At 55.9% G+C, this 24,241-nt stretch carries 28 protein-coding genes and 1 tRNA gene; 22 read left to right on the top strand and 7 right to left on the bottom strand.

Going from position 1 to position 24,241, the window contains the following annotated elements; all coding sequences use genetic code 11:
- Positions 1-7: 7 nt before the first annotated feature.
- The 8 genes from tolR (at position 8) to ABRP31_RS20020 (ending at position 5,884) form a co-directional block, all read left to right on the top strand.
- The gene (gene tolR / locus ABRP31_RS20055) at positions 8-472 is read left to right on the top strand and encodes a protein TolR (protein ID WP_032630699.1); all 465 of its coding nucleotides are present in this window, start codon (positions 8-10) and stop codon (positions 470-472) included.
- A complete protein-coding gene (gene tolA / locus ABRP31_RS20050; RefSeq protein WP_349970240.1) occupies positions 472-1,551 on the top strand; it encodes a cell envelope integrity protein TolA in 1,080 nt (359 codons plus the stop codon). The genes tolR and tolA overlap by 1 nt, the downstream gene beginning before the upstream one ends.
- Before the next feature lie 50 nt (positions 1,552-1,601).
- Positions 1,602-2,852, top strand: coding sequence for a Tol-Pal system beta propeller repeat protein TolB (tolB, locus tag ABRP31_RS20045; RefSeq protein ID WP_238599649.1), 1,251 nt, complete (start codon positions 1,602-1,604; stop codon positions 2,850-2,852).
- A 57-nt stretch (positions 2,853-2,909) separates the two neighbouring features.
- Complete coding sequence (pal, locus tag ABRP31_RS20040; RefSeq protein ID WP_087274349.1) at positions 2,910-3,407, top strand: peptidoglycan-associated lipoprotein Pal; 498 nt, start codon at positions 2,910-2,912, stop codon at positions 3,405-3,407.
- A 6-nt stretch (positions 3,408-3,413) separates the two neighbouring features.
- On the top strand, positions 3,414-4,232 hold the full coding sequence (gene ybgF / locus ABRP31_RS20035; RefSeq protein ID WP_087274347.1) for a tol-pal system protein YbgF: 819 nt from the start codon (positions 3,414-3,416) through the stop codon (positions 4,230-4,232).
- Between the two features lie 174 nt (positions 4,233-4,406).
- Positions 4,407-5,054: a 7-carboxy-7-deazaguanine synthase QueE gene (gene queE, locus ABRP31_RS20030; RefSeq protein WP_349970238.1), complete on the top strand. Its 648-nt coding sequence runs from the start codon at positions 4,407-4,409 to the stop codon at positions 5,052-5,054.
- 16 nt (positions 5,055-5,070) lie between these two features.
- On the top strand, positions 5,071-5,745 hold the full coding sequence (gene queC / locus ABRP31_RS20025; RefSeq protein ID WP_167384402.1) for a 7-cyano-7-deazaguanine synthase QueC: 675 nt from the start codon (positions 5,071-5,073) through the stop codon (positions 5,743-5,745).
- A gap of 63 nt (positions 5,746-5,808) precedes the next feature.
- Positions 5,809-5,884, top strand: a tRNA-Lys gene (locus tag ABRP31_RS20020).
- Positions 5,885-6,089: 205 nt separating this feature from the next.
- On the opposite strand, the gene ABRP31_RS20015 is transcribed toward ABRP31_RS20020, so the two are convergent.
- Together ABRP31_RS20015 and ABRP31_RS20010 are read right to left on the bottom strand one after the other, a co-directional pair.
- Entirely contained in the window at positions 6,090-6,794 is a 705-nt protein-coding gene (locus tag ABRP31_RS20015) for a YafY family protein (protein WP_349970236.1), read from the bottom strand.
- Positions 6,794-7,729, bottom strand: coding sequence for an NAD(P)-dependent alcohol dehydrogenase (locus ABRP31_RS20010; RefSeq protein WP_349970234.1), 936 nt, complete (start codon positions 7,727-7,729; stop codon positions 6,794-6,796). The genes ABRP31_RS20015 and ABRP31_RS20010 overlap by 1 nt, the downstream gene beginning before the upstream one ends.
- A gap of 229 nt (positions 7,730-7,958) precedes the next feature.
- On the opposite strand from ABRP31_RS20010, the gene ABRP31_RS20005 reads away from it, so the two are divergent.
- From ABRP31_RS20005 to ABRP31_RS19990, 4 genes are all read left to right on the top strand, one after another.
- Positions 7,959-8,348 (top strand): antibiotic biosynthesis monooxygenase, encoded by a 390-nt coding sequence (locus ABRP31_RS20005; protein ID WP_349970233.1) that lies wholly within the window; start codon positions 7,959-7,961, stop codon positions 8,346-8,348.
- A gap of 66 nt (positions 8,349-8,414) precedes the next feature.
- Entirely contained in the window at positions 8,415-8,810 is a 396-nt protein-coding gene (locus ABRP31_RS20000) for a DUF1330 domain-containing protein (RefSeq protein ID WP_349970231.1), read from the top strand.
- Positions 8,811-8,825: 15 nt separating this feature from the next.
- Entirely contained in the window at positions 8,826-9,743 is a 918-nt protein-coding gene (locus ABRP31_RS19995; RefSeq protein ID WP_349970230.1) for a LysR family transcriptional regulator, read from the top strand.
- A gap of 103 nt (positions 9,744-9,846) precedes the next feature.
- Positions 9,847-10,317, top strand: a complete 471-nt coding sequence (locus ABRP31_RS19990; protein WP_349970229.1) for a hypothetical protein — start codon at positions 9,847-9,849, stop codon at positions 10,315-10,317.
- A 50-nt stretch (positions 10,318-10,367) separates the two neighbouring features.
- On the opposite strand, the gene ABRP31_RS19985 is transcribed toward ABRP31_RS19990, so the two are convergent.
- The gene (locus ABRP31_RS19985) at positions 10,368-10,955 is read right to left on the bottom strand and encodes a biliverdin-producing heme oxygenase (RefSeq protein WP_349970228.1); all 588 of its coding nucleotides are present in this window, start codon (positions 10,953-10,955) and stop codon (positions 10,368-10,370) included.
- 87 nt (positions 10,956-11,042) lie between these two features.
- Complete coding sequence (locus tag ABRP31_RS19980) at positions 11,043-11,942, bottom strand: LysR family transcriptional regulator (protein WP_087274341.1); 900 nt, start codon at positions 11,940-11,942, stop codon at positions 11,043-11,045.
- Between the two features lie 132 nt (positions 11,943-12,074).
- Between ABRP31_RS19980 and ABRP31_RS19975 the strand changes: the two genes are divergently transcribed.
- From ABRP31_RS19975 to nadA, 8 genes are all read left to right on the top strand, one after another.
- Positions 12,075-13,280 (top strand): aminotransferase class I/II-fold pyridoxal phosphate-dependent enzyme, encoded by a 1,206-nt coding sequence (locus ABRP31_RS19975; RefSeq protein ID WP_349970226.1) that lies wholly within the window; start codon positions 12,075-12,077, stop codon positions 13,278-13,280.
- A 93-nt stretch (positions 13,281-13,373) separates the two neighbouring features.
- Entirely contained in the window at positions 13,374-14,180 is an 807-nt protein-coding gene (locus ABRP31_RS19970; RefSeq protein WP_349970225.1) for an ABC transporter substrate-binding protein, read from the top strand.
- 40 nt (positions 14,181-14,220) lie between these two features.
- Positions 14,221-14,922, top strand: coding sequence for an amino acid ABC transporter permease (locus tag ABRP31_RS19965; RefSeq protein WP_202973085.1), 702 nt, complete (start codon positions 14,221-14,223; stop codon positions 14,920-14,922).
- Between the two features lie 2 nt (positions 14,923-14,924).
- Positions 14,925-15,671 carry an amino acid ABC transporter permease gene (locus ABRP31_RS19960; protein ID WP_349970224.1) on the top strand — a complete coding sequence of 249 codons (747 nt, stop codon included), beginning with the start codon at positions 14,925-14,927 and terminating at the stop codon, positions 15,669-15,671.
- Complete coding sequence (locus ABRP31_RS19955) at positions 15,668-16,396, top strand: amino acid ABC transporter ATP-binding protein (protein WP_243247889.1); 729 nt, start codon at positions 15,668-15,670, stop codon at positions 16,394-16,396. Before ABRP31_RS19960 ends, ABRP31_RS19955 begins: the two co-directional genes overlap by 4 nt.
- Positions 16,397-16,419: 23 nt before the next feature.
- The gene (locus tag ABRP31_RS19950; RefSeq protein WP_349970223.1) at positions 16,420-17,433 is read left to right on the top strand and encodes an amidohydrolase family protein; all 1,014 of its coding nucleotides are present in this window, start codon (positions 16,420-16,422) and stop codon (positions 17,431-17,433) included.
- 205 nt (positions 17,434-17,638) lie between these two features.
- On the top strand, positions 17,639-18,316 hold the full coding sequence (locus ABRP31_RS19945; RefSeq protein WP_349970222.1) for an RraA family protein: 678 nt from the start codon (positions 17,639-17,641) through the stop codon (positions 18,314-18,316).
- A 286-nt stretch (positions 18,317-18,602) separates the two neighbouring features.
- Positions 18,603-19,661 (top strand): quinolinate synthase NadA, encoded by a 1,059-nt coding sequence (gene nadA / locus ABRP31_RS19940; protein WP_087274332.1) that lies wholly within the window; start codon positions 18,603-18,605, stop codon positions 19,659-19,661.
- Positions 19,662-19,772: 111 nt separating this feature from the next.
- Here the strand turns inward: nadA and ABRP31_RS19935 are convergent, their stop codons facing one another.
- A complete protein-coding gene (locus ABRP31_RS19935) occupies positions 19,773-21,203 on the bottom strand; it encodes a M48 family metalloprotease (RefSeq protein ID WP_087265298.1) in 1,431 nt (476 codons plus the stop codon).
- A 149-nt stretch (positions 21,204-21,352) separates the two neighbouring features.
- Here ABRP31_RS19935 and ABRP31_RS19930 point away from each other — a divergent pair, with 149 nt between their 5' ends.
- Both ABRP31_RS19930 and ABRP31_RS19925 read left to right on the top strand, forming a co-directional pair.
- Positions 21,353-21,604, top strand: coding sequence for a sulfurtransferase TusA family protein (locus ABRP31_RS19930; RefSeq protein ID WP_349970220.1), 252 nt, complete (start codon positions 21,353-21,355; stop codon positions 21,602-21,604).
- Between the two features lie 36 nt (positions 21,605-21,640).
- A complete protein-coding gene (locus tag ABRP31_RS19925) occupies positions 21,641-22,711 on the top strand; it encodes an AI-2E family transporter (protein WP_087265300.1) in 1,071 nt (356 codons plus the stop codon).
- A 168-nt stretch (positions 22,712-22,879) separates the two neighbouring features.
- Here the strand turns inward: ABRP31_RS19925 and ABRP31_RS19920 are convergent, their stop codons facing one another.
- A complete protein-coding gene (locus ABRP31_RS19920; protein ID WP_349970218.1) occupies positions 22,880-23,353 on the bottom strand; it encodes a peroxiredoxin in 474 nt (157 codons plus the stop codon).
- Positions 23,354-23,362: 9 nt separating this feature from the next.
- Positions 23,363-23,926, bottom strand: a complete 564-nt coding sequence (locus ABRP31_RS19915; protein WP_231665665.1) for a glycine cleavage system protein R — start codon at positions 23,924-23,926, stop codon at positions 23,363-23,365.
- Positions 23,927-24,241: the final 315 nt, after the last annotated feature.

Below are 24,241 nucleotides of genomic sequence, written 5' to 3'. Positions count from 1 at the left end.
ATTCCCAATGGCTTTAATCGCTCGAGATCGCCGCAGAAAACGCAAGCCGGTCGCCGAAATGAACGTAGTGCCTTACATCGACGTGATGTTGGTGCTGCTGGTCATCTTCATGGTCACCGCTCCCATGATCAATCAGGGCGTGAAAGTCGACTTGCCCAAAGTCTCCAGTGAGGCTTTGCCGCAAGACAACAACAATCAGGTCCTGACCATTTCGATCAAGGCTGACAAGACCTACTACTGGAACCTTGGCAGCGAAGTCGACACCGACAAGCAGATGGACAAGGCTATGACCTTGCCACAACTGACCTCGGCCGTGACCAAAATCGTTGCCGCCGGGCGTGAAGCCGGCAAGCAGACGCAGGTTTTCATTCGTGGCGACAAAACCGTGGATTACGGTTCGGTCATGGGCACCATGGGTGGGCTGCAGAAGGCAGGGGTCGGGAATGTCGGCTTGATTACTGAGGCCCCCTGATGCAGCCAATTCGAGAGCCGTCCGCCTCGGAGAATTATTTCTGGCCTAGTGTCTGGGCCGTGGCGTTGCATGTCCTGATTTTTGGCTTGCTGTTCGTCAGCTTTGCCATGACTCCGGAGTTGCCGGAAGCCAAGCCTATCGTGCAGGCGACCCTGTACCAGCTCAAGTCCAAGAGTCAGGCGACGACCCAGACCAACCAGAAAATTGCCGGCGAGGCGAAAAAGACCGCTGCACGACAGACTGAAGTCGAGCAGCTGGAACAGAAGAAAGTCGAGCAGGAAAAGCAGGAAGCTGTAAAAGCTGCGGAACAAAAGAAAGAAGAGGCTGCTCAAAAAGCGGAAGAACAGAAGGCTGAAGAAGCAGCGCAGAAAGCGGCGGAAGCGAAAAAGGCCGACGAAGCGAAAAAAGCTGATGAAGCCAAGAAGGCTGACGCGAAAAAAGCTGAAGAAAAACAGTTGGCCGATATAGCTAAAAAGAAAGCTGAAGACGACGCCAAGAAAAAGGCCGAGGAAGACGCCAAGAAAGCTGCAGCCGAGGAAGCCAAGAAACAGGCCGCCGACGATGCGAAGAAAAAAGCGGCTGAGGATGCCAAGAAAAAGGCAGCCGAAGACGCGAAGAAGAAAGCGGCTGACGACGCGAAGAAAAAAGCCACTGCCGATGCGGCCAAGAAGGCGCAAGACGCAGCTCGTAAATCTGCTGAAGACAAAAAGGCTCAGGCCTTGGCTGACTTGCTGTCCGATAAACCGGAACGGCAGCAGGCGTTGGCGGATGAGCAGGGCGATGAAGTTGCGGGCAGTTTCGACGATCTGATTCGTGTTCGTGCCTCTGAAGGCTGGAGTCGACCACCATCAGCACGTAACAACATGTCCGTTACGCTGCAGATTGGTATGTTGCCGGATGGCACCATTGCCTCGGTATCGGTTGCCAAGTCCAGTGGAGACGGGCCGTTTGACAGTTCAGCAGTCGCAGCAGTCAAGAATATTGGCCGTTTGACAGAAATGCAGGGTATGAAGGCCGCGGACTTCGCTCCCTATCGTTCATTCAAGATGACATTTACACCTGGAGATCTAGCCTTGTGATCAAGCTTTTTCGAGGACTACTAGTAGTCGTTCTCTGCTGTGCCGCCGGTATGGTTGGCGCAGAAGAGAAGAATATTCTGGTCACCAGTGGCAGTGACCGTGCCACGCCCATCGCGGTAGTGCCTTTTGGATGGCAGGGTGGCAACGTACTGCCTGAGGACATGTCGGAAATCATCGGCAATGATCTGCGTAACTCCGGTTACTACGCGCCGATTGCCCGCCAGAACATGATCAGCCAGCCAAGCCAGGCCAGCGAAGTCATTTTCCGTGACTGGAAGGCGTTGGGTGCGCAGTACGTGATGGTCGGTAATATCGTTCCTGCCGGCGGTCGCCTGCAGGTGCAATATGCGCTGTTCAACGTAGCGACCGAGCAGCAGGTACTGACCGGTAATGTTTCCGGCACCACTGATCAACTGCGTGACATGTCGCACTACATTGCGGACCAGTCGTTCGAGAAACTGACCGGCATCAAGGGCGCATTTTCTACCCGCATGCTGTACGTGACGGCCGAGCGCTTCTCCGAGAACAACACCCGCTTCACGCTGCAGCGTTCGGATTACGACGGTGCCCGCGCAGTGACTCTGTTGCAATCTCGTGAGCCAATCCTGTCGCCGCGTTTTGCACCGGATGGCAAGCGTATTGCTTACGTATCGTTTGAGCAGAAGCGTCCGCGCATTTTCGTTCAGCACATCGATACCGGTCGCCGCGAGCAGATCACCAACTTCGAAGGCCTCAATGGCGCACCGGCATGGTCGCCTGATGGCACGAAGCTGGCGTTCGTGTTGTCGAAGGACGGTAACCCGGAAGTTTATGTGATGAATCTGGCTTCGCGTCAGTTGAGTCGCGTAACTAACGATTCGTCTATTGATACAGAACCGTTCTTCGGTAAAGATGGCTCGACGCTGTACTTCACGTCGGACCGTGGCGGCAAGCCGCAGATTTACAAGACAAATATTAATGGTGGTGGTGCTGAACGAGTAACTTTCGTCGGTAACTACAACGCCAACCCGAAATTGTCAGCTGATGAAAAGACGCTGGTAATGATTCACCGGCAGGACGGCTTCACTAATTTCAAGGTGGCAGTGCAGGATTTGGCTCGCGGAAGTGTAAAAATCCTCACAGACAGCAACCTTGATGAGTCGCCTACTGTTGCGCCCAACGGCACCATGGTAATCTACGCCACCCGCCAGCAGGGCCGGGGAGTCTTGATGCTCGTGTCCATTAATGGACGCGTAAGGCTCCCGCTTCCTACCGCTCAAGGCGAAGTCAGAGAACCTTCCTGGTCCCCTTACCTGAACTGACGCGGCGCTACACAAAAAGATTTGCTTAACACACTGGGGTTCATTAGGAGTTTCACGATGGAAATGCTGAAGTTTGGTAAATTTGCTGCGCTGGCTCTGGCCATGGCTGTAGCTGTAGGTTGCTCTTCCAAAGGCGGCGACAACGCTGGCGAAGGCGCTGTTGATCCTAACGCTGGTTACGGCGCAAACACTGGTGCCGTTGATGGCAGCCTGAGCGAAGAAGCTGCTCTGCGCGCAATCACCACCTTCTACTTCGAATACGACAGTTCGGACCTGAAACCAGAAGCCCTGCGCGCTCTGGACGTACACGCCAAGGACCTGAAAGCCAACGGCGCTCGCGTAGTTCTGGAAGGCAACACCGACGAACGTGGTACTCGTGAGTACAACATGGCTCTGGGCGAGCGTCGTGCGAAAGCCGTTCAACGCTACCTGGTTCTGCAAGGTGTTTCCCCAGCTCAGCTGGAACTGGTTTCCTACGGCGAAGAGCGTCCAGTTGCTACCGGCAACGACGAGCAGTCCTGGGCTCAAAACCGTCGCGTCGAACTGCGTAAGTAATTTGACATGCGAACGTGCCGACGTGCTCTAACCGTTTTGGCCCTCACCCTTCCACTTGCTGCGTGGGGTGCGGTTCCTGTGGTCGATAACAATTCTGGCTCTGGCAGCAGCAGTTATCCGCCAGCTGGTTATGGCACGTCTGGCGCCTATGCCGGGGGAGGGGTTACGGCCCAACCCTCGGCACAAGGTCAGCTGTTCATGCAGCTACAACAGATGCAAGACGAAATCGCGCGTTTGCGCGGTATGGTCGAGGTCCAGCAGAACGATATTCAGCGCATGAAGCAAGAAGCGCTCGAACGTTATCAGGATCTGGATTCACGCATAGGGGCAGGCGGCGCAGCCGCAGCGGCTTCCAATAATTCTCAACCTGCGGGCGGCGACATCAACGCCAGCGGGACACCTGCAGCACCGGCCGCGCAAGCGCCGTCGGCAGGGACTGAACCACCTGATCCAGCCAAGGAAAAGCTTTATTACGAAGCGGCCTTTGACCTGATCAAAGCCAAGGACTTCGATAAAGCCAGTCAGGCTTTCGGCGCATTCCTTCGCAAATACCCAAACAGCTCCTACGCGGGCAACGCTCAGTATTGGCTGGGTGAAGTGAATCTGGCGAAAGGTGATCTTCAAGGTGCCGGTCAGGCGTTTGCCAAGGTCAGCCAGCTTTACCCAAAGCACGCCAAGGTGCCTGATTCGCTGTATAAGCTCGCTGATGTCGAGCGCCGACTCGGTAATACCGACAAGGTCAAAGGCATTTTGCAGCAGGTTGTAGCCCAATATCCGGGGACATCTGCCGCTCAGTTGGCACAGCGGGACCTTCAGCGCCTTTGAGGTTCTGACCCGTTATTCAAGAAAGCCGCGCTTGTCGCGGCTTTTTTCGTTAGAATTCCGCACCCGATTTTTCGGTACTTTTAAATACGCTTCTCTGGATTCTGCGATTGCAAAGTGCTTTGAAGTGCCTGACGGAGGCGGACGGCCTGTTTAGCTGTTACGCCCGTGGCCCATATGCAAGAAACGTTACGTATCACCGAAGTCTTTTACTCCTTACAGGGTGAGACTCGCACAGCCGGCTTGCCCACTGTTTTTGTCCGTCTCACCGGCTGCCCGCTTCGTTGCCAGTATTGCGACAGCGCTTACGCGTTCAGTGGCGGCACTATTCAGACCCTGGATGACATCCTCGGCCAAGTGGCTGATTATCGTCCGCGCTATGTCTGTGTGACTGGCGGCGAACCGCTGGCTCAGCCCAATGCTATCCCGTTGCTCAAGCGCCTCTGTGACGCCGGTTACGAGGTCTCCCTGGAGACCAGCGGTGCGTTGGATATTTCTGCAGTTGATCCGCGCGTCAGCCGCGTCGTGGACCTGAAAACGCCAGGGTCCATGGAAGTCACTCGCAACCGCTACGAGAATATCGAGCTGTTGACGCCTAACGATCAGGTCAAGTTTGTGCTCTGCTCCCGCGAAGACTACGACTGGGCTGTCTCCAAGCTGATCCAGTACGGCCTTGAGCGTCGAGCGGGGGAGGTGTTGTTCTCGCCAAGCCATCACGAGCTGAATGCTCGGGACTTGGCTGACTGGATAGTCGCCGACAATCTGCCTGTACGCCTGCAAATGCAGCTGCATAAATTTCTCTGGAACGATGAGCCAGGGCGCTGAAATGAGTGAATCAACCATGACTGAAAAAAGAGCGGTAATCCTCCTGTCTGGCGGCCTCGACTCGGCCACAGTGGTCGCAATGGCCCGTGAACAGGGTTACACCTGCTACACCATGAGCTTCGATTACGGCCAGCGCCATCGTGCCGAACTGGACGCCGCCGTGCGCGTGGCTCGCGATCTGGGCGTTGTCGAGCACAAAGTCATTGGCCTGAATCTCAACGGCATTGGTGGCTCGGCGCTGACCGATGATTCCATCGCTGTTCCTGAAACTCCGGGCGAAGGCATTCCGGTGACATACGTACCGGCACGCAACACGGTGTTTCTGTCCCTGGCTTTGGGCTGGGCAGAAGTACTGGGCGCGCGTGACATCTTCATTGGCGTCAATGCAGTGGACTATTCGGGTTACCCGGATTGCAGGCCGGAATTCATCGAGTCGTTCGAGCGCATGGCCAACCTCGCCACCAAAGCCGGCGTAGAAGGGCAGGGCTTCACCATTCAAGCGCCGCTGCAGAATCTGAGCAAGGCCGATATCGTCAAGGCAGGCGTGCGTCTGGGTGTTGATTACGGTCTCACCGTTTCTTGCTATCAAGCCGATGATCAAGGCCGTGCATGCCGCAAATGCGACAGCTGTCGCCTGCGTGCAGAAGGCTTCGCAGCCGCTGGAATCAGTGACCCAACACGTTATTTTTAAAATAATTGAAATTAGGTGTTGAATTACTCATATAAATCAGTAATATACGCGCCACGCAACAGAGGGTCGTTAGCTCAGTTGGTAGAGCAGTTGGCTTTTAACCAATTGGTCGTAGGTTCGAATCCCACACGACCCACCATTTTTTGCAGTTTGAAAACCTGGAAGGCCCACGCAAGTGAGGATTTTCAGGTTTTTTTTTGCCTGGCAGATTGTGAAAGCCTGCTCAGGTCTGGCGAAACATCACGCCTTGTTTTTTTCCTGCTCTCCAGCAAGCGTACGGGCGCAGTTTTCTTCCGGGATGGCATTTCGGATGACTCGGGCGCTTGTGTATGCGGTATGCGCCTTCAACAATTCTCCCCTTGGCTGTTGCAAGGCAGCTTCTCCGAGGCTCGCCATTTCTTTATGAGCTGGCGGCGGCTGCCGGGGTAGCGTTCGGGCAGTTTCCGGGCGCTGGCAACGTCTCCCAGATCAATAACCCGGAATCTGCTGTCCATTTCGCACCAAGCGCTGATGAAGCGTTTTCCGTCGATGAACCCCAGCATGATTGGCCATACAACCTGATCTTTTGCGTGCAGGTGTTCGATTGCCAGACTGATGCCTAGCTTGCATTGATCACGCATGGCGCGGCGGATTTCACTCAGGTCGATCGGCGGGACGCTATCGGCAGGTCGAGCAATGTAGACGCTCTCGTCTTCGAGGCTCGGGCGCATATCCAGGGGGAGTACGGCATTGATCTTTGCCAGCGCGTTCTCTACTGCCAGAGCAAGTTTGTCGTCTGTCTGGCGGCTGACCCAAAGCGCGCCGATGGCCAGCGCCTGAATTTCTTCCTCGGTAAAAGATAATGGCGGCAAAAGAAAGCCAGGCTTGAGAACGTAGCCAAGGCCTGGCGCGGCATCAATGTCTGCACCCATGCTCTGCAGTGTTGCCACATCGCGCCGGATGGTGCGTAGTGAAACGCCCAACTCGCTAGCAAGCGTCTTGCCTGACACTGTCCTGCGATGTCTGCGAAGCACCTGCATGAGTTCGAAAAGCCGATGACTTCTGGCCATTACTGCTCCAAGGCTACGAGACCTTTTCCACCTGATTTATGGCCCTGCTCAAGGTCGGCGATAAGCTGGATTGCACCGCTCAGTTGAACGGTTCTACCCACTGGAATCCTGAGCTGCCCTGCACTGGCTGCATCCGCCAGCTTGTCCAGGATATCAACGCGCGGCGAACCTATAACGGGTTTGAGTCGACGATCATAGACAGCCCTCAAAAACTTCCCCAGCCCGGGATTCAAGTCCAGGAACACTCCCTTTGGGCGAAGCAATGCAATTCCTGCGTCTACTGAAAGGGTCGCGGCAGTGTCATAAACGATATCGAATTGGTGGTTGAGCGTTTGCAGCTCCATGTTGCGGTAATCGTAGGCGTCCTGCACGCCAAGCGTCCGTACTTGTTCGATATCCTGGGCGCTGCAACTACCCGATACAGTGGCCCCCAACAGTCTGGCGATTTGTACGGCTGCTCTGCCGACCGCGCCCGAGCAGCCATTGATGAAGACATGCTGGCCTGCACGGAGTTTGCCCTTGTCCACGAGCCCATTCCACGCAGTGACACCGGGTGTGCCCAGGCATGCAGCTTCCTCGAACGATACGTTGTCTGGCTTTCTGGCCACGAATGTTTCTTTCGTGACCAAAGCTTCAGCAAGGGCGCCGCTTTCTTTGAAGCGGGCAAGTCCGAATACGGCATCTCCTGGCTTGAGTCGTGTGACCTCAGGTCCAACAGATATAACCGTGCCCGAGAAATCCATGCCCATTGCGCGGGGGAAGTTCCGGCCGGTGACGAGTTTCATTTGTCCAGTGCGCAGTTTCCAGTCAATAGGGTTAATAGCCGCGAACTTCACGTGCACGGACACCTCGCCTTTGCTGGGTGCGGAGAGCTCGAAATCGCCGATCTGCATCACTTCCGGCCCTCCGTACTTGTGGTATTGAATGCGTTTCATAGTGCGCTCCCTGAGCGTTGCTGGCGATAGAGTTAACGTCGCAACAGTACCGAGGCAGGTGGACAGTTTTTGGCACCATTTGATAACGCCACCGATATAAATCGTATTGGCAATCCCCGCCGCTGGAGATAGGTCGAGCGCTGATAACTGTTATCTTTCGGGCTAATGAATGCCAGGCCATCTCGCACTGTACGATTGCGGCTCTTAAGTTCTGTGTGAGTAACGGTCAATGATGAAGGCGGTCCTGCGCGGTACAGTGGCTCTTTTTTCTCTAGCAACTGGATTGGCTTTTGCTGACGAGCCTGCAGAGAGGGTTGTACGGATTGCTCAACTGGTTATCGACCCGGCGCAGCTTGAGGCTTATCAGGCTGCTGTCAAAGAGGAAATGGCACAGTCTATTGAGCTGGAACCCGGTGTATTGGCGATTTATTCGGTAGCGGAAAAGAACCATCCCAACCGTATTCACTTCTTCGAGATATACGCCAACGCTGAAGCCTTTCGTAGTCATATAGCGTCCGCTCATTTTCAGAAGTATGTCACCACGACCAAGTCGATGATCTTGTCGAGAGAGCTCATAGAAACTCAGCCTGTGCAAATGAGTGCGAAGCCGGTTCGGTAAAATAATGAGTCAACGCTAAAAGCTCTCATGCATGTTCATCCCCCATCTTTTTGTGAGTGCCTACTGATGAAACACCTGAAAATCTTCGGACTCGTCCTGGCTGGCTTTACGCTTTTATTGGCGATTGTCCCTTCGCTATTTGCTGCACAGGCTGAAGCTGTTGCCTTGCCAGCCTATTACGTGGCGGAGTTCGAGATTACCGATCCGCAAGGCATGAAGCCCTACAGCGCAAACGTCGAGTCGACCTTCAAACCGTACGGTGGCCAATTTGTGGTTCGCGGGGGGCAAATAACTTCACTCGAAGGAGCCGCGCCTGAGCGGCGGCGTGTGGTCATAAAATTCCACACTCTGGAAAGAGCCCTGGCCTGGTACAACTCTCCTGAATACAACGAATTGCGCAAAATTCGCCAGCGCTCGGCCAAGACCGATGTGTACCTGATCGAAGGGGTTGCGGCGAAGTAGAGTCAGGAGCCGAGTATGCTGCGCGAAAATGCGAACGACCTTTTGGTTTTTATTGCTGTGGCCAGGGAGCGTAGCTTCACCAAAGCTGCTGCACAGCTTCGGGTTTCCCAATCGGCTATGAGCCACACCATCAAGGCTTTTGAAGCGAGGCTGGGGTTGCGCCTTGTGACCCGTACAACCCGCAAAGTGACGCTGACAGAGGCCGGGCAGGCGCTCTATGACAGTATGAATCCTCATTTTGAGGCGATGGAGGCCAACTTTCAGCAAATCCTTGGTCTTCGAGAAAAGCCTGCGGGCACTATCCGTATCACGGCCGCAGATTTCAGCTTTCATACCGTGTTATGGCCAGTGTTAGAGAAGTATCTGGCCCAATACCCGGACGTCAGTGTTGAGGTCAATTGCGACTACCGGCTGGTCGATATCGTTGCCGAGCGTTATGACGCCGGCGTCCGTTACGGCGAGTCAGTAGCAGAAGGGATGATCGCGACGCGGATTGCTCCTGATATGCGCATGGCAGTTGTGGCGACCCCGGCCTATTTCGAGAGGTGGGGACGCCCGCTGTTGCCTAATGAATTAATCGGGCACAACTGCATCAATTTCAGATTTCCGACTCATGGAGGGCTCTATACCTGGGAGTTTGAAAAGGCAGATAAAGTCCAGAATATTCAGGTTAGCGGGCAGCTAATCGTCAACAGTGTCTATCAATCGTTAGATGCCTGTCTGACCGGGGGAGCGTTAGGTTATCTCCCCGAGACGCTTGTTAAACATCACGTGTCCGACGGTCGACTGGTCCGGGTTCTGGAGGACTGGTGTCCTGCATTTCCAGGGTTTCACTTGTACTACCCGAGCCGTCTGCAGTCATCGCCCGCTTTCAGCTTATTGGTCGATGCCCTGCGTTACCCACCCAGGCCCTCGGGCGCGAGTCCGCCCTGAAAGTATCAGACTGGATACAAACTCGACACAGAGGTTAAAGGCCGGCGATCCCGTGTCGATACCCTTGAAGACATTCGCGCATCGAATACACTTTGGAGTTTCAATGAAAATAACCTCTCCTGACCTGACATTTGTAATGCCTGTTCAGGTTGCAAGCTCTTCATCTGCTTCGGCAATAGAAGCGCCATCCAGCTCGGATGTTGTGACCCGGACTATCAAGGTCGAAATTTCAAAGGAAGGTCAGGAAAAACTCAAAGCTGAAAAAGCCGAAGGCGAAAAGTACGCAGACATTGACCGGTCGCCGCTACCGGACGATGTTAAAGAGGTGTTGAAAAAAATCAGGGAGCTTCAAGAAAAAATCGCAGAGAAAAACGAGGAGTTGTCGGCACTATTAAGCGATAAAACGTTGTCTGAGGATGACCTCAAGAGAAAGCGGGATTCATTGCTGACCGAAATTCGTAGTATGCAATCAGCGATGGGCGACGCAACTAACGCCCTGAACAACGCAATGAGTTCGCACAACATGGATGCCAAAGGCCGGGACCTGGCCAAGGGATTAGTAGGCATGAAATAGGCCGTTCCTGCTACCACGAAACGGCGCTGCGATGGCTGTATGTCGATGCCTCAGTGAAAGCACTCACGCAGTGCACTGCGGTAGAAGTCGAAAGCGTCGATAGCGCCTTGAATGGCTTCGGCTTTTTGCGTCTCATCCAGCTTCAGCCCGTCAAGCAATGCCACGAACTGACGCCAGTGCAGCGCACGGCCGTCGGGGTGTGCGGCAAGGTGTCGGGCACCGTGTTCAGCGTTGAAACCCATCCGCTGGGTTTCCTTGAAAAGAAACGCTGCACCCAGATTCGAGCCTTCTGCGCAGTACAGCCAGCCGATTGCTGTCTGCAGGGAGCCGGGGTTTACCGTGGGTGGTATGGCCGGAACCGGCAGGCCCAAGTCCTTCATGTCTGCACATACCGCGTCAAAACGCGGCAGCTCGCTAAGGCCTGGAAGTAACTCGTTGAGTGCTGCATGGCTATACAGCGCGTGAATCGCACCGTGAAAGCGATGCTGAAGGCGCAGAAAGCAACCGTAGCGCTGACTGTCTTCGAACGGGCGTGATTGCATGACCAGCGTGTCGACGCTGTCATGCTCGCGGGTGCTTCCTGCTTTCAGGCGTTTGCTCAGGGGAAGTTCTGGTGTCTGTTGGGCGTTGGCGAGCATTGGCAAGGGTCCTGTGTGTGCCCCGACAAGTTACCAGATGAGCATTTACTTGTGTGCATGCCTGTAATTGCAAGTATCGCCGTCGCCTCAATGAATAATGAACTTGGTGAAATCACATGCCTTGCGCGTGATGCCCAGAATGTCAGCCATGAACCGATCATCCTCGGTGCTGCGATGCATCGCCTTATAGGAAATTTGCGGTAATGCAGGCGTGACATCCAGGCGCTGCAGCAACTTGCGATCCAGCACATGGCTCAGGCAGTGCAGTGGCAGGCAAGCGGTTGCCAGCCCTGACACCGCCAGGCCGATCTGCGCCAGCAGGTTGTTGCAGGTGATGGACTTGGCGATGTCGATGCCTTTCATCTTGAACCACTGCCCATACGCCATGCCCATGCCTGACAGCGCGCCCTGAATGATCAGCGTGCGTGACGCCAGTTCTTCCAGGGTCATGCGCGTCTGCTCACCTGCCAATGCCGGGGTACACATCCAGGCGTTTTCCACAGAATCGAGAATTTCGGCGGAGAAGCGATTGTCCTGAAAGATGTCCGGAACAATGATCAGGTCGATCGAATTGCTCGCCAAACGATCGTAAAGCACCGGGCTCAGGTCCACTTCCGGAATGATTTCCACCAGCGGATAAGCGCTGCGAATACCACTGACCAGATCGGGCAACCAGGTCAACGCAGTCAGCTCCGTAACCCCCAGACGCAGCTTGCGCTGCAGGTTCTCCGGGCTTTCCAGGCGCTGGAGCATCGCGTCCCGTTGATTCAACAGGCTTGAAGCCAGCGCCACCAATTCTTCACCCATTGGCGTGAGTTGCGCACTGCGCCGCGAACGGTCAAACAGCGGTTGTCCGTAGCGCGTTTCAAGGTCCTGAATACGCTTGGAGATTGCGGACTGCGTGGTGTTCAGGTGGTCGGCTGCGGAGTCGAAACTGCCCAGCCGAGCGACCCAGAAAATGGCCTCGATCTGCTTGATTGTAATCATTCCGAAATCCTCAGTCGTTGGCCAAAAGATGCCCTTAAGAGATGAATAAAGCCAACAAAAAATCGCTTTTTGTTCGTTTTGGCAGTCAGTAGTCTTCATGGCAACCGAGCCTAAACCCACAGGTCATTCGCAATGTCGTACCCGCTTTCGAACAAACTGAACCGTTTTGCATCGTCCGCCAGTGTTGCCGCTAAAGCGCGGGTCATGGAGCTGGAAGCTGCTGGCAAGAAGATTCTTGATTTCTGCGTCGGCGAGCCGGACTTCGTCACCCCGACGTCGATCATCGAGGCAGCACGCACTGCCGCTCTGGCAGGGCAGACTCGCTACACCGCGACCACTGGCACCAAACAGTTGAAGACGGCCGTGCAGCGCAAGTTCAAGCAGGACAACGGTCTGGATTACTCGCTGGCTGAAATCGTTGTAGGTTCGGGCGCCAAGCAGCTGATCTACACCGCATTCACTTGCACCGTGAATGACGGCGACGAAGTGATCATCCCTGCGCCTTACTGGGTCAGCTACCCGGACATCGTCAAGTTGAATGGCGGCGTGCCGGTGATCCTCGAATGCCCGGACTCGCAAGGTTTCAAGCTCAAGCCTGAGCAACTGGAAGCCGCGATCACGCCGAAAACCAAATGGCTGGTGCTCAATTCCCCGAACAATCCTAGCGGCGCGATTTACAGCGAAGCCGAAATGCAGGCGATCGTTGACGTGCTGGTGCGTCATCCGCACGTGTGGTTGATGACCGACGAGATTTACGAGTACTTCAATTACGCCGGTGCTGCATTGCCCGCACCGGCTGTGCAGGCACCTGAGCTCAAAGAGCGGACCCTGGTCATTAATGGCGTCTCCAAGGCTTACGCCATGACCGGCTGGCGCATTGGTTATGCTGGCGGTCCGCTGCCGCTGATCAAGGCCATGGACAAGTTGATGTCACAAAGCATCGGCGGCGCGTCGGCGGTGAGTCAGGCTGCCGCAGTGGCAGCGCTGGAAGAGAGTGGTAGTTTCGTGGAGGAGGCAGCGCGAGTGTTTGGCGAGCGGCGCAATCTGATCATCGGGCTATTGAACGATGTACCGGGTTTGAAGTGCCTCGCCATTGAAGGCGCGTTTTATGCGTACCCTAACTGCGGTGGCCTGATTGGCAAGCGCACCCCGGAAGGTGTGGTACTGCAATCGGATCTGGACGTACGCAACTATTTGCTCGAAAGCGCCAATGTCGCGGTTCTGGATGGCGCGGCTTATGGCCTTTCACCGTATCTGCGTCTGTCGTTCGCGACGTCCACCGAGATCATCACTGAAGGGTGCCGGCGAATGAAGGAGGCCTGTCAGGCATTGAGTTAAGCGCCGTTTTTAGCGGTGACTAAAAAAACTAGCGTCCCAATAAAAATACGATCTGCTTTTATTTCTGCCCTCATTCTTGAAGAGATACCGACAATGATGAAAAAGGTTTTGCTTACTTTGATGGGGTTGATGGCAGCGACCACGGTAATGGCTGACGGTTTGCAGGACGTCAAGGATCGCGGCACGCTGCGTTGCGCGACACTGACTGACAGCGTTCCCCTGGGCTACCAGGACCCGACCACCCGGGAAATCATCGGGCTGGACGTTGATCTGTGTAAATCTCTGGCCAAGCATCTGGGCGTCAAAGCCGAGCTGCAGGGCGTTGCCGTCAGTGCGCGGATTCCGACACTGATTTCCGGTCGCGCCGACGTAGTGGCAGCAGCACTGGGTTACACCAAGGAGCGTGCCGAGCAGATCGACTTCTCCTCGGCTTACTACCAGGTACCGATCAAGGTGCTGGTCAAAGGCGACAGCGGCATCAAGACCTTCGCGGACCTGGCCGACAAGCGTGTCAGCGCTATCAAGAGCTCCACTCCTGAACTGTACGCACGTCAGCAGATCACCGACGCCAAGGTCGTAGGTTTTGAAGATGCGCCGTCAGCGTTTCTTGCCCTGCAACAAGGCAAGGTGCAAGGCATGGCCATGACCGAGCCTGCGTCGATTCGCTTTCATACCCGCAGCCAGAACATGCGCTTTCTCGATCAGGCTCTGCACTTCGAGCCTAACTGCGTAGGTGTCAAAAAAGGCGAAACCGCACTGACCAACGCTATCAATCAGGCGCTGGTGGACATGGAAGCCAGCGGCGAGCTGCAAGCACTGTGGGATCACTGGTACGGCGACCAGACCGAATACAAGCTGGTTCGTGAGAAGAAACTCACCGCGCTATCTGATTTCCAGTGATTGAAAGCGGGCCGCTTCACGCGGCCCGATCGAGGTGCTTGTGTCAATTTTCAATGGCTTCGGTTCCCTGCTTCAGGGGGACTATCTGCACGCGTTCCTGGGCGGGGCAGGGGTAACACTGCAACTGTTCTTCATCTCGGCGGTGCTGGCATTTGTTCTGGCTTGCCTGTTGATGGGGATTCGGTTGATCCCCGGTCGGATCGGCGATTTCGTGGTGGCAGTCTTCGTTGAGTACCACCGCAATGTACCCAGCCTTGTGCAGTTGTTCGTGTGGTATTTCGGCATTCCACAACTGCTGCCGATGGCTGCTCAGGACTGGATCAACGGCCACGGCGGTGAAGTGATTTTCGCCATCATCGCCCTGACCCTGAACAGCGCTGCTTATGTGTCCGAAGACTTGCGCAGTGGCTTCCGTTCATTGCCCAACGGCCAGACCGAAGCCGCACGTGCACTGGGCATCAATTACGTACAGACCCTGCGCAAGATTCTGATTCCGCAGGCTATGCGCGCATCGGCTCCGTCGTTGGTCAATCAGGCGCTTTCGCTGTTCAAGACCACCGCACTGGCCATGGCCATCGGTACCGCTGAAATGATGTACATCACGCGGCAGATCGAGGGCGAAACCTACATGACCTTCCAGACCTTTGCCGTGGCGAGTCTGTTTTATCTGATCGGCTCGTGGTCGATCATGATTCTGGGTGCCGTCTGGCAGCGACGCATCGACCTGCGGATGGCGAGGTAACCATGCTCGAGATTCTTCACGATTACGGGATTCTGCTGCTCATCGGCCAGTATCCACAGGGGCCGCTGGGCGGTCTGGCGCTGACTGTCATCATCGCGTTGCTGGCGCTGATTATTTCTTTCCCGCTGGCCGTCATGATGGGCCTGGCGCGTACTTCATCGATTGCGCCGATTCGCAATGTAGCCATGGGTTACACCTATGTCGTACGGGCGATCCCTTTGTTGTTGCTGATCTTCTGGTGCTACTTCGCGGTGCCGCTGATTACCGGAATCAACATCTCCGGCTTCGTCACCATGTTGGTGGCACTGGTGGTGTACGAGGGGGCATATCTGGGGGAAGTGGTACGCGCCGGGATCAACGCGGTGCCCAAAGGTCAGGTTGAAGCGGCGCGGGCGATTGGCATGAGCTACGGCCAGTGCATGCGCAAGATTGTGCTGCCGCAGGCGTTGTTCAACATGCTGCCGAGCATCCTCAACCAATTCATCATGATCACCAAAAACACCTCGCTGGCTTACCTGATCGGTACGCAGGAAGTCACCTTCGCGGCCTACCAGATCAACAACCAGCTGTTGACCCAGCCGTTCGAGGTCTACGCGCTGCTGGCCGGTTTCTACTTTGTGTTGTGCTTCTCGCTGAGTCGTCTCGCCAAATGGCTGGAAGACACCATCAATCGCAAACGCCTGGGTTCCGCCCGCGCCACAGATGACAGCGTCGAAGAAAATCCAGTTCTGGTGGGGCAACCTAAATGATCGAATTCAAGAACGTTAACAAGTGGTATGGCGAATATCGCGCACTGAGCGATATCACCGAGCAAGTGTCCGCCGGTGAGGTGGTTGTGGTTTGCGGGCCTTCCGGCTCGGGTAAGTCCACATTGATTCGCACCGTGAACCGCCTGGAAGAAATCCAGGACGGCAGCATCCTGATTTCCGGCGAAGACGTTCATGCGTCGAAAAAGAACCTCAATGCCTTGCGCAGCCGGGTGGGCTTCGTCTTCCAGAACTTCAATCTGTTCCCGCACATGAGTGTGCTGGATAACGTGATGATCGGACCGATTACGGTGCTCAACCGTAACAAGACCGACGCCGCGAAAACCGCTCGTGACCTGCTGGCAAAGGTCGGCCTGGCGCACAAGGCCGATGCCATGCCGTTGCAATTGTCAGGTGGTCAGCAGCAGCGGGTGGCGATTGCCCGTGCTCTGGCCATGGAGCCGCCGGTGATGTTGTTCGATGAACCGACCAGTGCGCTGGACCCGGAAATGGTTGGCGAAGTACTACAGGTCATGAAGGACCTCGCCGCCGAAGGCATGACCATGATTTGCGTGACCCATGAAATGGGCTTTGCCCGGGAAGTGGCTGACCGCATCTGGTTCATGGATGCGGGGCAGGTGCTGGAACGTGCAGCGCCGGAAGACTTCTTTACCGCGCCGAAACATCCGCGTGCGGCCAAGTTTATCTCTGATATCCGGGCCCACTGATGAAACCCTCTGGATCGCCACACTTGCCTGTTCGCAAAGAGTGGCTGGCGCGGGTGGACGAAGCGGCAATAGACCCGCAGCTGGTGATTGTCGATGCTCATCACCACCTGTGGGATCGCCCGGAAAACCATTACCTGCTCGACGATTATCTGGATGACCTCGACAGCGGTCATCGAGTGCTGGCGTCGGTGTATGTGCAATGCCGCTCGATGTTCAACATGGATCGGCCTGAGTCATTCCAGAGTGTGGGCGAAGTGGAGTTCGCCAACGGCATCGCGGCGCTCAGTGCGAGTGGGCTTTACGGCCCGGCGCGGATTTGCAGCGCTATTGTGGCCGGTGCGGATTTGCGTCTTGGGCAGGCGGTAGTGCCGGTTCTTGAGGAGATGCTTGAAAGGGCCGGGCCGCGTTTGCAGGGGATTCGCAATGTCACGGCCTGGCATGTTGATCCACGAGTGGTCTCCAACCCCAGACCGCCGCCAGCTGGCGTCCTTGCCGATACGTACTTTCGCAAAGGGGTGAGTTACCTCCAGGACTACGCACTGGCGCTGGACGTCTGGGGTTATCACACCCAGCTTGAAGAGGTGCTGGATCTGGCCAGGTCCTTCCCCAATCAGGTGATCGTGCTGGATCACGTGGGCGGGCCTATTGGCGTGGGACCTTATGCCGGCCGTCGTGATGAAGTCTTCACTGACTGGTCGCGGCTGATCTGCCAATTGGCGAACTGTCCGAACGTATTGGTCAAGTTGGGCGGCCTGGGCATGAACGTTGGTGGGTTTGCTTTGCACACTCGTGAGTTGCCTCCTGATTCGGACACGTTAGCCGAGTTATGGCGCCCTTATATCCTGCACTGCATCGAAGCGTTTGGTGTGGAGCGTTGCATGTTTGAAAGTAACTTCCCGGTGGATAAGGGGATGTATTCCTATGGCGTGATGTGGAATGCCTTCAAGAAGATAACCGCCGACTTTACGGCAGGGGAGAAGCGCTTTCTGTTTAGTCAGACGGCTGCGCATACCTATAACTTGACTGGTTTTTATTAGTGCTTAAAACGAGCTGACAGCGAAGTCCGTTACTTAGAGCTTTATCAGGTTTATCGATTGTCCGGTTTTTCAGCGGCGTGGCTTCGTTCGCCCTGAATAAAGTGTCATGCAGATTTTTTGTTGTCTGGTTTTTGAATATTTTTATCTCACTCATGACGGAGCAGGGTCGTTGGTTTTGCTCGGTCAGTTATTGCGAGGCTGCATCATGTCCAGTGGATTCAGAGTATTAAAACGTACCCGTCAGGTCAGCGTTAAGCAGGTCGAAGGTTACCGTCAGGTACCCGTTGCTAACGTCAGCGATTCAATGAACCGCATGACCGCCGGTGGCGCGAGCTTGCGGCCCATGCACCGTTCAGGCGTTCTGGCCGGGCCGGCACTGACCGTTAAATGCCGTCCAGGCGACAACCTGATGGTGCATTACGCTTTGGACATCGCTCAGCCAGGTGACGTCATTGTGGTTGATGCCGGAGGTGATCTGACCAATGCAATCATTGGAGAGTTAATGGTTGCCTATGCCATCAAGAAGCGCTTGGGCGGTATTGTCATTAACGGTGCCATTCGTGATGCAGCAAGTATCGCTGCAGATGATTTTCCGGTGTTTGCGGCGGGTATTACTCATCGCGGTCCTTACAAAGATGGCCCCGGTGAAATCAATGTTCCGATTGCAATCAATGGCATGGTTATTGAGCCGGGCGACATGGTAATTGGCGACGATGACGGTTTGCTGAGCATTCCGTTTAATGAAGTGGACAGTGTTCTGGAAAAAGCCAGCGCCAAACATGCCGCTGAAACTCAGCAACTGCTGGATATCGCTGAAGGTAATAACGATCGCCGTTGGGTCATTAATAGCCTCATAAATAAAGGCTGTGAGTTGCCGGAGTAAAAAGCCGGCACGACCCTTTGTCCGGTTTACGGGAATAATCAGGTAATCGCGGGCCGCTGAAACAGATGGTAAATCTGCAGGGGGCTGGCTAAAATCCGCGCGCCTTCAGCGGCTTGAGCCGGTCGGACGTGACCGATTGGCCTCAGGACCGAACCACGACCCCAGGTCGACATACTTATAAAGCTGGAAGGCCCGTGAAAATCAGGATCTCCAGCTTTTTTTGTGTCTGCTTTTCGGGTGTAAACTCGCCTTGTGCGCTATCAGAGCGCTTGCAGGTCCAGCGAACATGACGCAAATATCTGAACGCCTGTTGGTTCAGGCCCATCTTGATGCCAAGCAGCCTAAAGAGCTGAGCATTGAAGAACAGGCCCATTACCGTGCTGCTATCGCGGCTGAGCTCAAAGCCCAGGACGCGGTGCTGGTGGCGCATTATTACTGCGACCCGGTGATTCAGGCCTTGGCGGAGGAAACCGGCGGCTGCGTATCTGACTCGCTGGAAATGGCTCGTTTCAGCAATAACCACTCGGCGAAGACTGTCCTTGTCGCTGGTGTGCGCTTCATGGGCGAAACCGCCAAGATCCTCAATCCTGAAAAACGCGTGCTCATGCCGACCCTTGAGGCGACCTGTTCGCTGGATCTGGGGTGCCCGGTGGATGAGTTCACGGCGTTCTGTGATCAGCACCCGGAGCGTACGGTGGTGGTTTACGCCAATACCTCGGCAGCGGTCAAAGCCCGTGCGGACTGGGTAGTGACTTCCGGGTGTGCGCTGGAAGTCGTTGAAAGCCTGATGGACAACGGCGAGAAAATCATCTGGGCACCGGACAAGCACCTGGGGCGTTACATCCAGCGCGAAACCGGTGCCGACATGCTGCTTTGGGACGGCGCGTGTATCGTCCACGAGGAGTTCAAGTCCAAGCAGCTGGAAGACATGAAGGCGTTGTATCCGGAGGCGGCGATTCTGGTTCACCCTGAGTCGCCCGAGTCAGTGATCGACCTGGCTGACGCGGTCGGTTCGACCAGCCAGATGATCAAGGCCGCGCAGACCTTGCCGAACAAGATGTTCATCGTGGCCACTGATCGCGGCATTTTCTACAAGATGCAGCAGCTGTGTCCGGACAAGATTTTTATCGAAGCACCCACTGCCGGTAACGGCGCGGCCTGCCGCAGTTGCGCGCATTGCCCGTGGATGGCGATGAACACCCTTGAACGTACCTTGCAGTGCTTGCGGGAAGGGACCAACGAGATATTTGTCGACCCAGCGGTGATCCCGCATGCGGTAAGGCCGCTGCAGCGGATGCTGGATTTTACCCAGGCCGCGCGGATGAAGCAGATGGGAAATGCCTGATAGGCGATAGCGCCGATATAGCGGTAGGAGCCAAGTTGTTGGCGAGGCATTGGGCCTGTTTAATCAGATATATCGCCTCGCCAACAAGTTGGCTCCTACAGGGGGCAGGTGTTACATCATGTCCTTGACCATTCGCTCCTGATCCGCCAATTCCTTCTGCCGCGCATCAATGCGTGATGCCAACTGGAAGTTGTTATTGGCGCGACGTTTGGCGAAGTCCAGTTGCTGGATGGCCTGTCTGAAATCACCCACCAGCGCGAAGTACTCGGCACGGGCCTGGTGCAGGCCGATGGTGTTGCCGTTCAAGCCACGGGTCTCGGCGACCAGATACCAGATGTCCGGATCATCAGGACGGCTTTTCAGCAGCCCGTTCAGGGACTTCTCGGCTTCAGCAGTGCGATTCTGTTTGAGCAGCACGTCGACCCGCACCTGATTCAACGGATAGTTGTCCGGGTACTGAGTCAGCATCCGGTCCACGCGCTGTTGTGCATCGTTGAGCCGGTTGTTGGTGATGTCCAGATCGATCTGCGTCAGGTTGTAGGTAACGTCGTTCGGCGACTTGTCGAGCAAAGGCTTGAGGGTTTCCCGGGCTTCATTGAGTTGCCCGCCTTTGATCTGTGCAATGGCCAAGCCGTAACGCGCAGGATCGGATTTAGGGTTTTCCGTCAGTTGGGCGCGGAAGCGTTTGGCGGCAATACCCGGCGTTTCTTCGTAAATCAATGCCACGCGAGCGCGCATCAGTTGATAGCGCACGCTGTCTTCCTTGCCGCCCGGTTTGGCTTGTTCGGCGCGGTTGCGGGTATCCGCGATACGCGATTCGGTAACCGGGTGAGTCAGCAGAAATTCAGGCGGCTTGGCGTCGAAGCGATACTGGCGCATCAAGCGTTCAAACATGGTCGGCATATTGCGCGGGTCGTAACCGGCTTTTTCCAGGTTGAGAATGCCGATCCGGTCAGCTTCCTGTTCATTCTGACGCGAGAATCGCCGCTGCTCCTGGATGGCCGCAGCCTGAGAGCCGGCGATCGCAGCAATACCTGCATCGCCCGCACCCGCAGCCGCCATGACGATACCGGCGAGCATCGCTGCCATCACCGGCACTTGCATGCGCTGCTGGGCTTCAACACCCCGTGCAAAGTGGCGCTGCGACAAGTGAGCCAGTTCGTGCGCCAGTACCGAGGCGTATTCGCCTTCAGTCTGGGCATTGAGGAACAACCCGCCATTGACGCCGATAATACCGCCGGGTGCGGCGAAGGCGTTGAGCTGCGGGCTGTTGATCAGAATGAACTCAAGGCGTCGGTCCTGCACCTGGCTGGTTTCCGCCAGGCTGTACACCGAGGTCTCGACGAAGTCCTTGAGTTGCGGGTCCGAAAGTTGCGCGACCTGGGCACGTAGCAGTCCAAGCCACGCACGGCCCAGTTGGTGTTCCTGCTCCGGCGAAACAATCGCGGAACTGGCATCGCCAAGGGACGGCAGGTCATCGGCATGCACAGGAACAGTCAACAGGCATGCGAGCGTCAGCAGGGTGGGGCGCAGAAAATTCATCCATGGAGCTCTGAGTTGGAGAACCCCTACTGTAGCCGTCTCGATGGCCTGATGACCAGAGTGCGGTATTCTTCCGGCTTTCAACATGTATCTGAAATAAACTTTTTGCCTTCGCATGGCAATTTGATGTGCCTGCCTGGAGATAAATGATGTCTGACGCTGTAACGCGCCCCGAAAGCTGTGACGCTGAAGTCGACGCGCAGGGCCTCAATTGCCCGCTGCCGTTGCTCAAGGCCAAGCTTGAGCTGAACCGCCTTTCCCGTGGTGCGGTGCTCAAGGTCATTGCCACCGACGCCGGCTCCCAGCGCGACTTCCGCTCCTTTGCCAGGCTTGCCGGTCATGAATTACTTCATGAGGAAGCCGAGGCGGGGGTCTACACCTACTGGCTGCGCAAGGCGTAAACCACCGGGGCCTATTCGCTTTCAAAAGGATTTTTGATGTTCAACGTGCTTCGCAACTGGGTACAACGCTACTTCTCCGATGAGGAAGCAGTCGTACTTGCGGTGTTGCTGTTTCTGGCTTTCACCATTGTTCTGACCCTGGGCGGCATGCTGGCGCCAGTGCTGGCGGGGATGGTGCTGGCGTTCCTCATGCAAGGACTGGTCAGTTTGCTAGAGCGGTTCCGTGTTCCTGAATCCGGTGCTGTTGGCCTGGTGTTCATGTTGTTCATGGGCGCTCTGCTGGTGTTTTTGCTGGTTCTGGTGCCGCTGCTCTGGCATCAGTTGATTACCTTGTTCAACGAACTGCCGGGCATGCTCGCCAAGTGGCAGTCGTTATTGCTGCTGTTGCCGGAGCGCTATCCGCATCTGGTTTCAGACGAGCAAGTGCTGCATGCCATCGAAGTGGCTCGTGGCGAGATTGGCAAATTCGGCCAATGGGCGCTGACGTTCTCGCTGTCGAGCCTGCCGTTGCTGGCCAATATCATGATCTATCTGGTGCTGGTGCCGATCTTGGTGTTCTTCTTCCTAAAGGATCGGCGTCTTATCGGCCGCTGGGTGGTCAGCTACTTGCCGAGGGAGCGCGCCTTGATGACGCGCGTGGCCGAGGAAATGAATCGGCAGATCGCCAACTACATTCGCGGCAAAGTCATCGAAATCTTCATCTGTGGTGGCGTGACCTACGTCGGCTTTGTTGCACTGGGCCTCAACTACGCGGCCTTGCTGGCAATGCTGGTGGGCATTTCCGTGGTGGTGCCTTACGTCGGCGCGGTAGTGGTGACGGTGCCGGTGGCATTGATCGCCTTGTTCCAGTGGGGCTGGAGCGACCAGTTCATCTACCTGATGGTGGTCTATGGCGTGATTCAGGCGCTGGATGGCAACGTATTGGTACCGCTGCTGTTCTCGGAAGCGGTCAACCTGCATCCGGTCGCGATCATCTGCGCGGTGCTGTTGTTTGGCGGGCTATGGGGGTTCTGGGGGATCTTTTTCGCGATTCCGCTGGCGACTCTGTTCAAGGCCGTGCTGGATGCCTGGCCCAGGCAGGAGCCCACTGTGGCGCCGTTGTTGTAGGCGCCCTGATTCTGTTGGAGTGAGGCTTGCCCGCAAAGGTGAGAAGCCGGTCCCACGACATCGCGTAGAACCTGTGGGAGCCGGGCTTGCTCGCGATAAGGCTGCACGCGACCTGTCTCTGGAAGCTGCGGCGTCATCATCGCGAGCAAGCTCGGCTCCCACAGGAGATCAGGCGTTATTCAACGCCTGAGCCTTCTCCAGCACCGCCTCAACATGCCCCGGCACTTTCACGCCGCGCCATTCGTGGCGCAGTACGCCATCTTTATCGATCAAAAAGGTGCTGCGATCCACGCCAAGGTATTCCTTGCCGTACAGCTTCTTGAGCTTGATCACATCAAACAGTTGGCAAAGGGCCTCGTCCTTGTCCGAAATCAGCTCGAACGGGAACGACTGCTTGGCCTTGAAGTTCTCGTGGGATTTCAGGCTGTCTCGGGATACGCCAAACACCAGCGTGTTGGCAGCCTGAAACTGTTCATGCATGTCGCGAAAGTTCTGACCCTGAGTGGTGCAGCCCGGCGTGCTGTCCTTCGGGTAGAAATAAATCACGACCTGCTTGCCCTTGAGTTCGGACAGGCTCACGGCCTGTCCGCTGGTGGCTTGCACCTGAAAATCGCTAACCGGTTGATCTACTGCTACGGGCATGGGACTTCCTTACATAGGCGCTTGCGGACGCCACGGTTCAATCAACGCATCGAGGTTCAGCGCGTCGGCGAAATCCAGGAACTGATCGCGCAGCCAACTGATCTGGATGCCCGCAGGCAAGGTCACGGTGAAGGTTGCATTGAGCATGGTGCCACCGGTCTGCGGAGCCAGATAGGTATCGCAGATCAGGTTTTCCAGTTCCACGTTGTGGTCCGTGAAGAACTGGCACAGCTCATTGATGATGTCCGGGCGATACGCCGAGCTGACGTAAGCCACGTAAGGCAGCGCCTCTGGACGGCTTTCCAGCGTGGCACTGCGTACCACGCTGGTAGTGAAATCGTGTTTCTTGGACAGGCCGGGCAGGCCGGTTTCCAGGCGGGCGAGGGCATCCCAGCTACCGGAGACTTGCAGAATCAACGCACTGTATTCGCCGTGACGGGTCAGGCGCGAGCTGACCACAGAGCAACGGCTTTCGTGACTGGCACGGCACAGGACGTTGGTCAGCTCCATTGGGTTTGCGCCAAGGGCACTGATGACAAGGAATTGTTCGCGAACTGTGGGGGTGGACGACATGCAGCATTCCTAGATGATGAGCGGTCGGTACATTTATTGGCTTGCAGGACCGAATCGACGATCGACAGCATCAGACGACAACCGCAGCTTCTGGCAAGTTGCGTCTGCCTGATTGACCAAAGGCAGGCTGCAACAGCGCTGGAGCAGGGGTTCTGACGTTAAAATCGACCGATTGAAGGAGGCGCGCAGATGACCAGTACCGATCAAAGAACGAAGGGTAGCGAAAACCATCGCTCAGGGGAATGCTCACAGCGTGGTACTTCGCTTGTACAAGGCTGATAGCGCCAGTACCATTACGGCTCTCTTTTTCCGGCA

Origin of the sequence: Pseudomonas caspiana, from assembly GCF_040224095.2 — a bacterium.
Taxonomy (GTDB): domain Bacteria; phylum Pseudomonadota; class Gammaproteobacteria; order Pseudomonadales; family Pseudomonadaceae; genus Aquipseudomonas; species Aquipseudomonas caspiana.
Note: the sequence above shows the minus strand (reverse complement) of the source record. Positions and strands in the feature narration are given on the sequence as shown.

Excerpts from the sequence above, each read along its gene's own strand:
- tolR (WP_032630699.1), top strand. The coding sequence starts at position 8 with ATGGCTTTAATCGCTCGAGATCGCCGCAGAAAACGCAAGCCGGTCGCC.
- tolA (WP_349970240.1), top strand. The coding sequence starts at position 472 with ATGCAGCCAATTCGAGAGCCGTCCGCCTCGGAGAATTATTTCTGGCCT.
- tolB (WP_238599649.1), top strand. The coding sequence starts at position 1,602 with ATGGTTGGCGCAGAAGAGAAGAATATTCTGGTCACCAGTGGCAGTGAC.
- pal (WP_087274349.1), top strand. The coding sequence starts at position 2,910 with ATGGAAATGCTGAAGTTTGGTAAATTTGCTGCGCTGGCTCTGGCCATG.
- ybgF (WP_087274347.1), top strand. The coding sequence starts at position 3,414 with ATGCGAACGTGCCGACGTGCTCTAACCGTTTTGGCCCTCACCCTTCCA.
- queE (WP_349970238.1), top strand. The coding sequence starts at position 4,407 with ATGCAAGAAACGTTACGTATCACCGAAGTCTTTTACTCCTTACAGGGT.
- queC (WP_167384402.1), top strand. The coding sequence starts at position 5,071 with ATGACTGAAAAAAGAGCGGTAATCCTCCTGTCTGGCGGCCTCGACTCG.
- ABRP31_RS20015 (WP_349970236.1), bottom strand. The coding sequence starts at position 6,794 with ATGGCCAGAAGTCATCGGCTTTTCGAACTCATGCAGGTGCTTCGCAGA.
- ABRP31_RS20010 (WP_349970234.1), bottom strand. The coding sequence starts at position 7,729 with ATGAAACGCATTCAATACCACAAGTACGGAGGGCCGGAAGTGATGCAG.
- ABRP31_RS20005 (WP_349970233.1), top strand. The coding sequence starts at position 7,959 with ATGATGAAGGCGGTCCTGCGCGGTACAGTGGCTCTTTTTTCTCTAGCA.
- ABRP31_RS20000 (WP_349970231.1), top strand. The coding sequence starts at position 8,415 with ATGAAACACCTGAAAATCTTCGGACTCGTCCTGGCTGGCTTTACGCTT.
- ABRP31_RS19995 (WP_349970230.1), top strand. The coding sequence starts at position 8,826 with ATGCTGCGCGAAAATGCGAACGACCTTTTGGTTTTTATTGCTGTGGCC.
- ABRP31_RS19990 (WP_349970229.1), top strand. The coding sequence starts at position 9,847 with ATGAAAATAACCTCTCCTGACCTGACATTTGTAATGCCTGTTCAGGTT.
- ABRP31_RS19985 (WP_349970228.1), bottom strand. The coding sequence starts at position 10,955 with ATGCTCGCCAACGCCCAACAGACACCAGAACTTCCCCTGAGCAAACGC.
- ABRP31_RS19980 (WP_087274341.1), bottom strand. The coding sequence starts at position 11,942 with ATGATTACAATCAAGCAGATCGAGGCCATTTTCTGGGTCGCTCGGCTG.
- ABRP31_RS19975 (WP_349970226.1), top strand. The coding sequence starts at position 12,075 with ATGTCGTACCCGCTTTCGAACAAACTGAACCGTTTTGCATCGTCCGCC.
- ABRP31_RS19970 (WP_349970225.1), top strand. The coding sequence starts at position 13,374 with ATGATGAAAAAGGTTTTGCTTACTTTGATGGGGTTGATGGCAGCGACC.
- ABRP31_RS19960 (WP_349970224.1), top strand. The coding sequence starts at position 14,925 with ATGCTCGAGATTCTTCACGATTACGGGATTCTGCTGCTCATCGGCCAG.
- ABRP31_RS19955 (WP_243247889.1), top strand. The coding sequence starts at position 15,668 with ATGATCGAATTCAAGAACGTTAACAAGTGGTATGGCGAATATCGCGCA.
- ABRP31_RS19945 (WP_349970222.1), top strand. The coding sequence starts at position 17,639 with ATGTCCAGTGGATTCAGAGTATTAAAACGTACCCGTCAGGTCAGCGTT.
- nadA (WP_087274332.1), top strand. The coding sequence starts at position 18,603 with ATGACGCAAATATCTGAACGCCTGTTGGTTCAGGCCCATCTTGATGCC.
- ABRP31_RS19935 (WP_087265298.1), bottom strand. The coding sequence starts at position 21,203 with ATGAATTTTCTGCGCCCCACCCTGCTGACGCTCGCATGCCTGTTGACT.
- ABRP31_RS19930 (WP_349970220.1), top strand. The coding sequence starts at position 21,353 with ATGTCTGACGCTGTAACGCGCCCCGAAAGCTGTGACGCTGAAGTCGAC.
- ABRP31_RS19925 (WP_087265300.1), top strand. The coding sequence starts at position 21,641 with ATGTTCAACGTGCTTCGCAACTGGGTACAACGCTACTTCTCCGATGAG.
- ABRP31_RS19920 (WP_349970218.1), bottom strand. The coding sequence starts at position 23,353 with ATGCCCGTAGCAGTAGATCAACCGGTTAGCGATTTTCAGGTGCAAGCC.
- ABRP31_RS19915 (WP_231665665.1), bottom strand. The coding sequence starts at position 23,926 with ATGTCGTCCACCCCCACAGTTCGCGAACAATTCCTTGTCATCAGTGCC.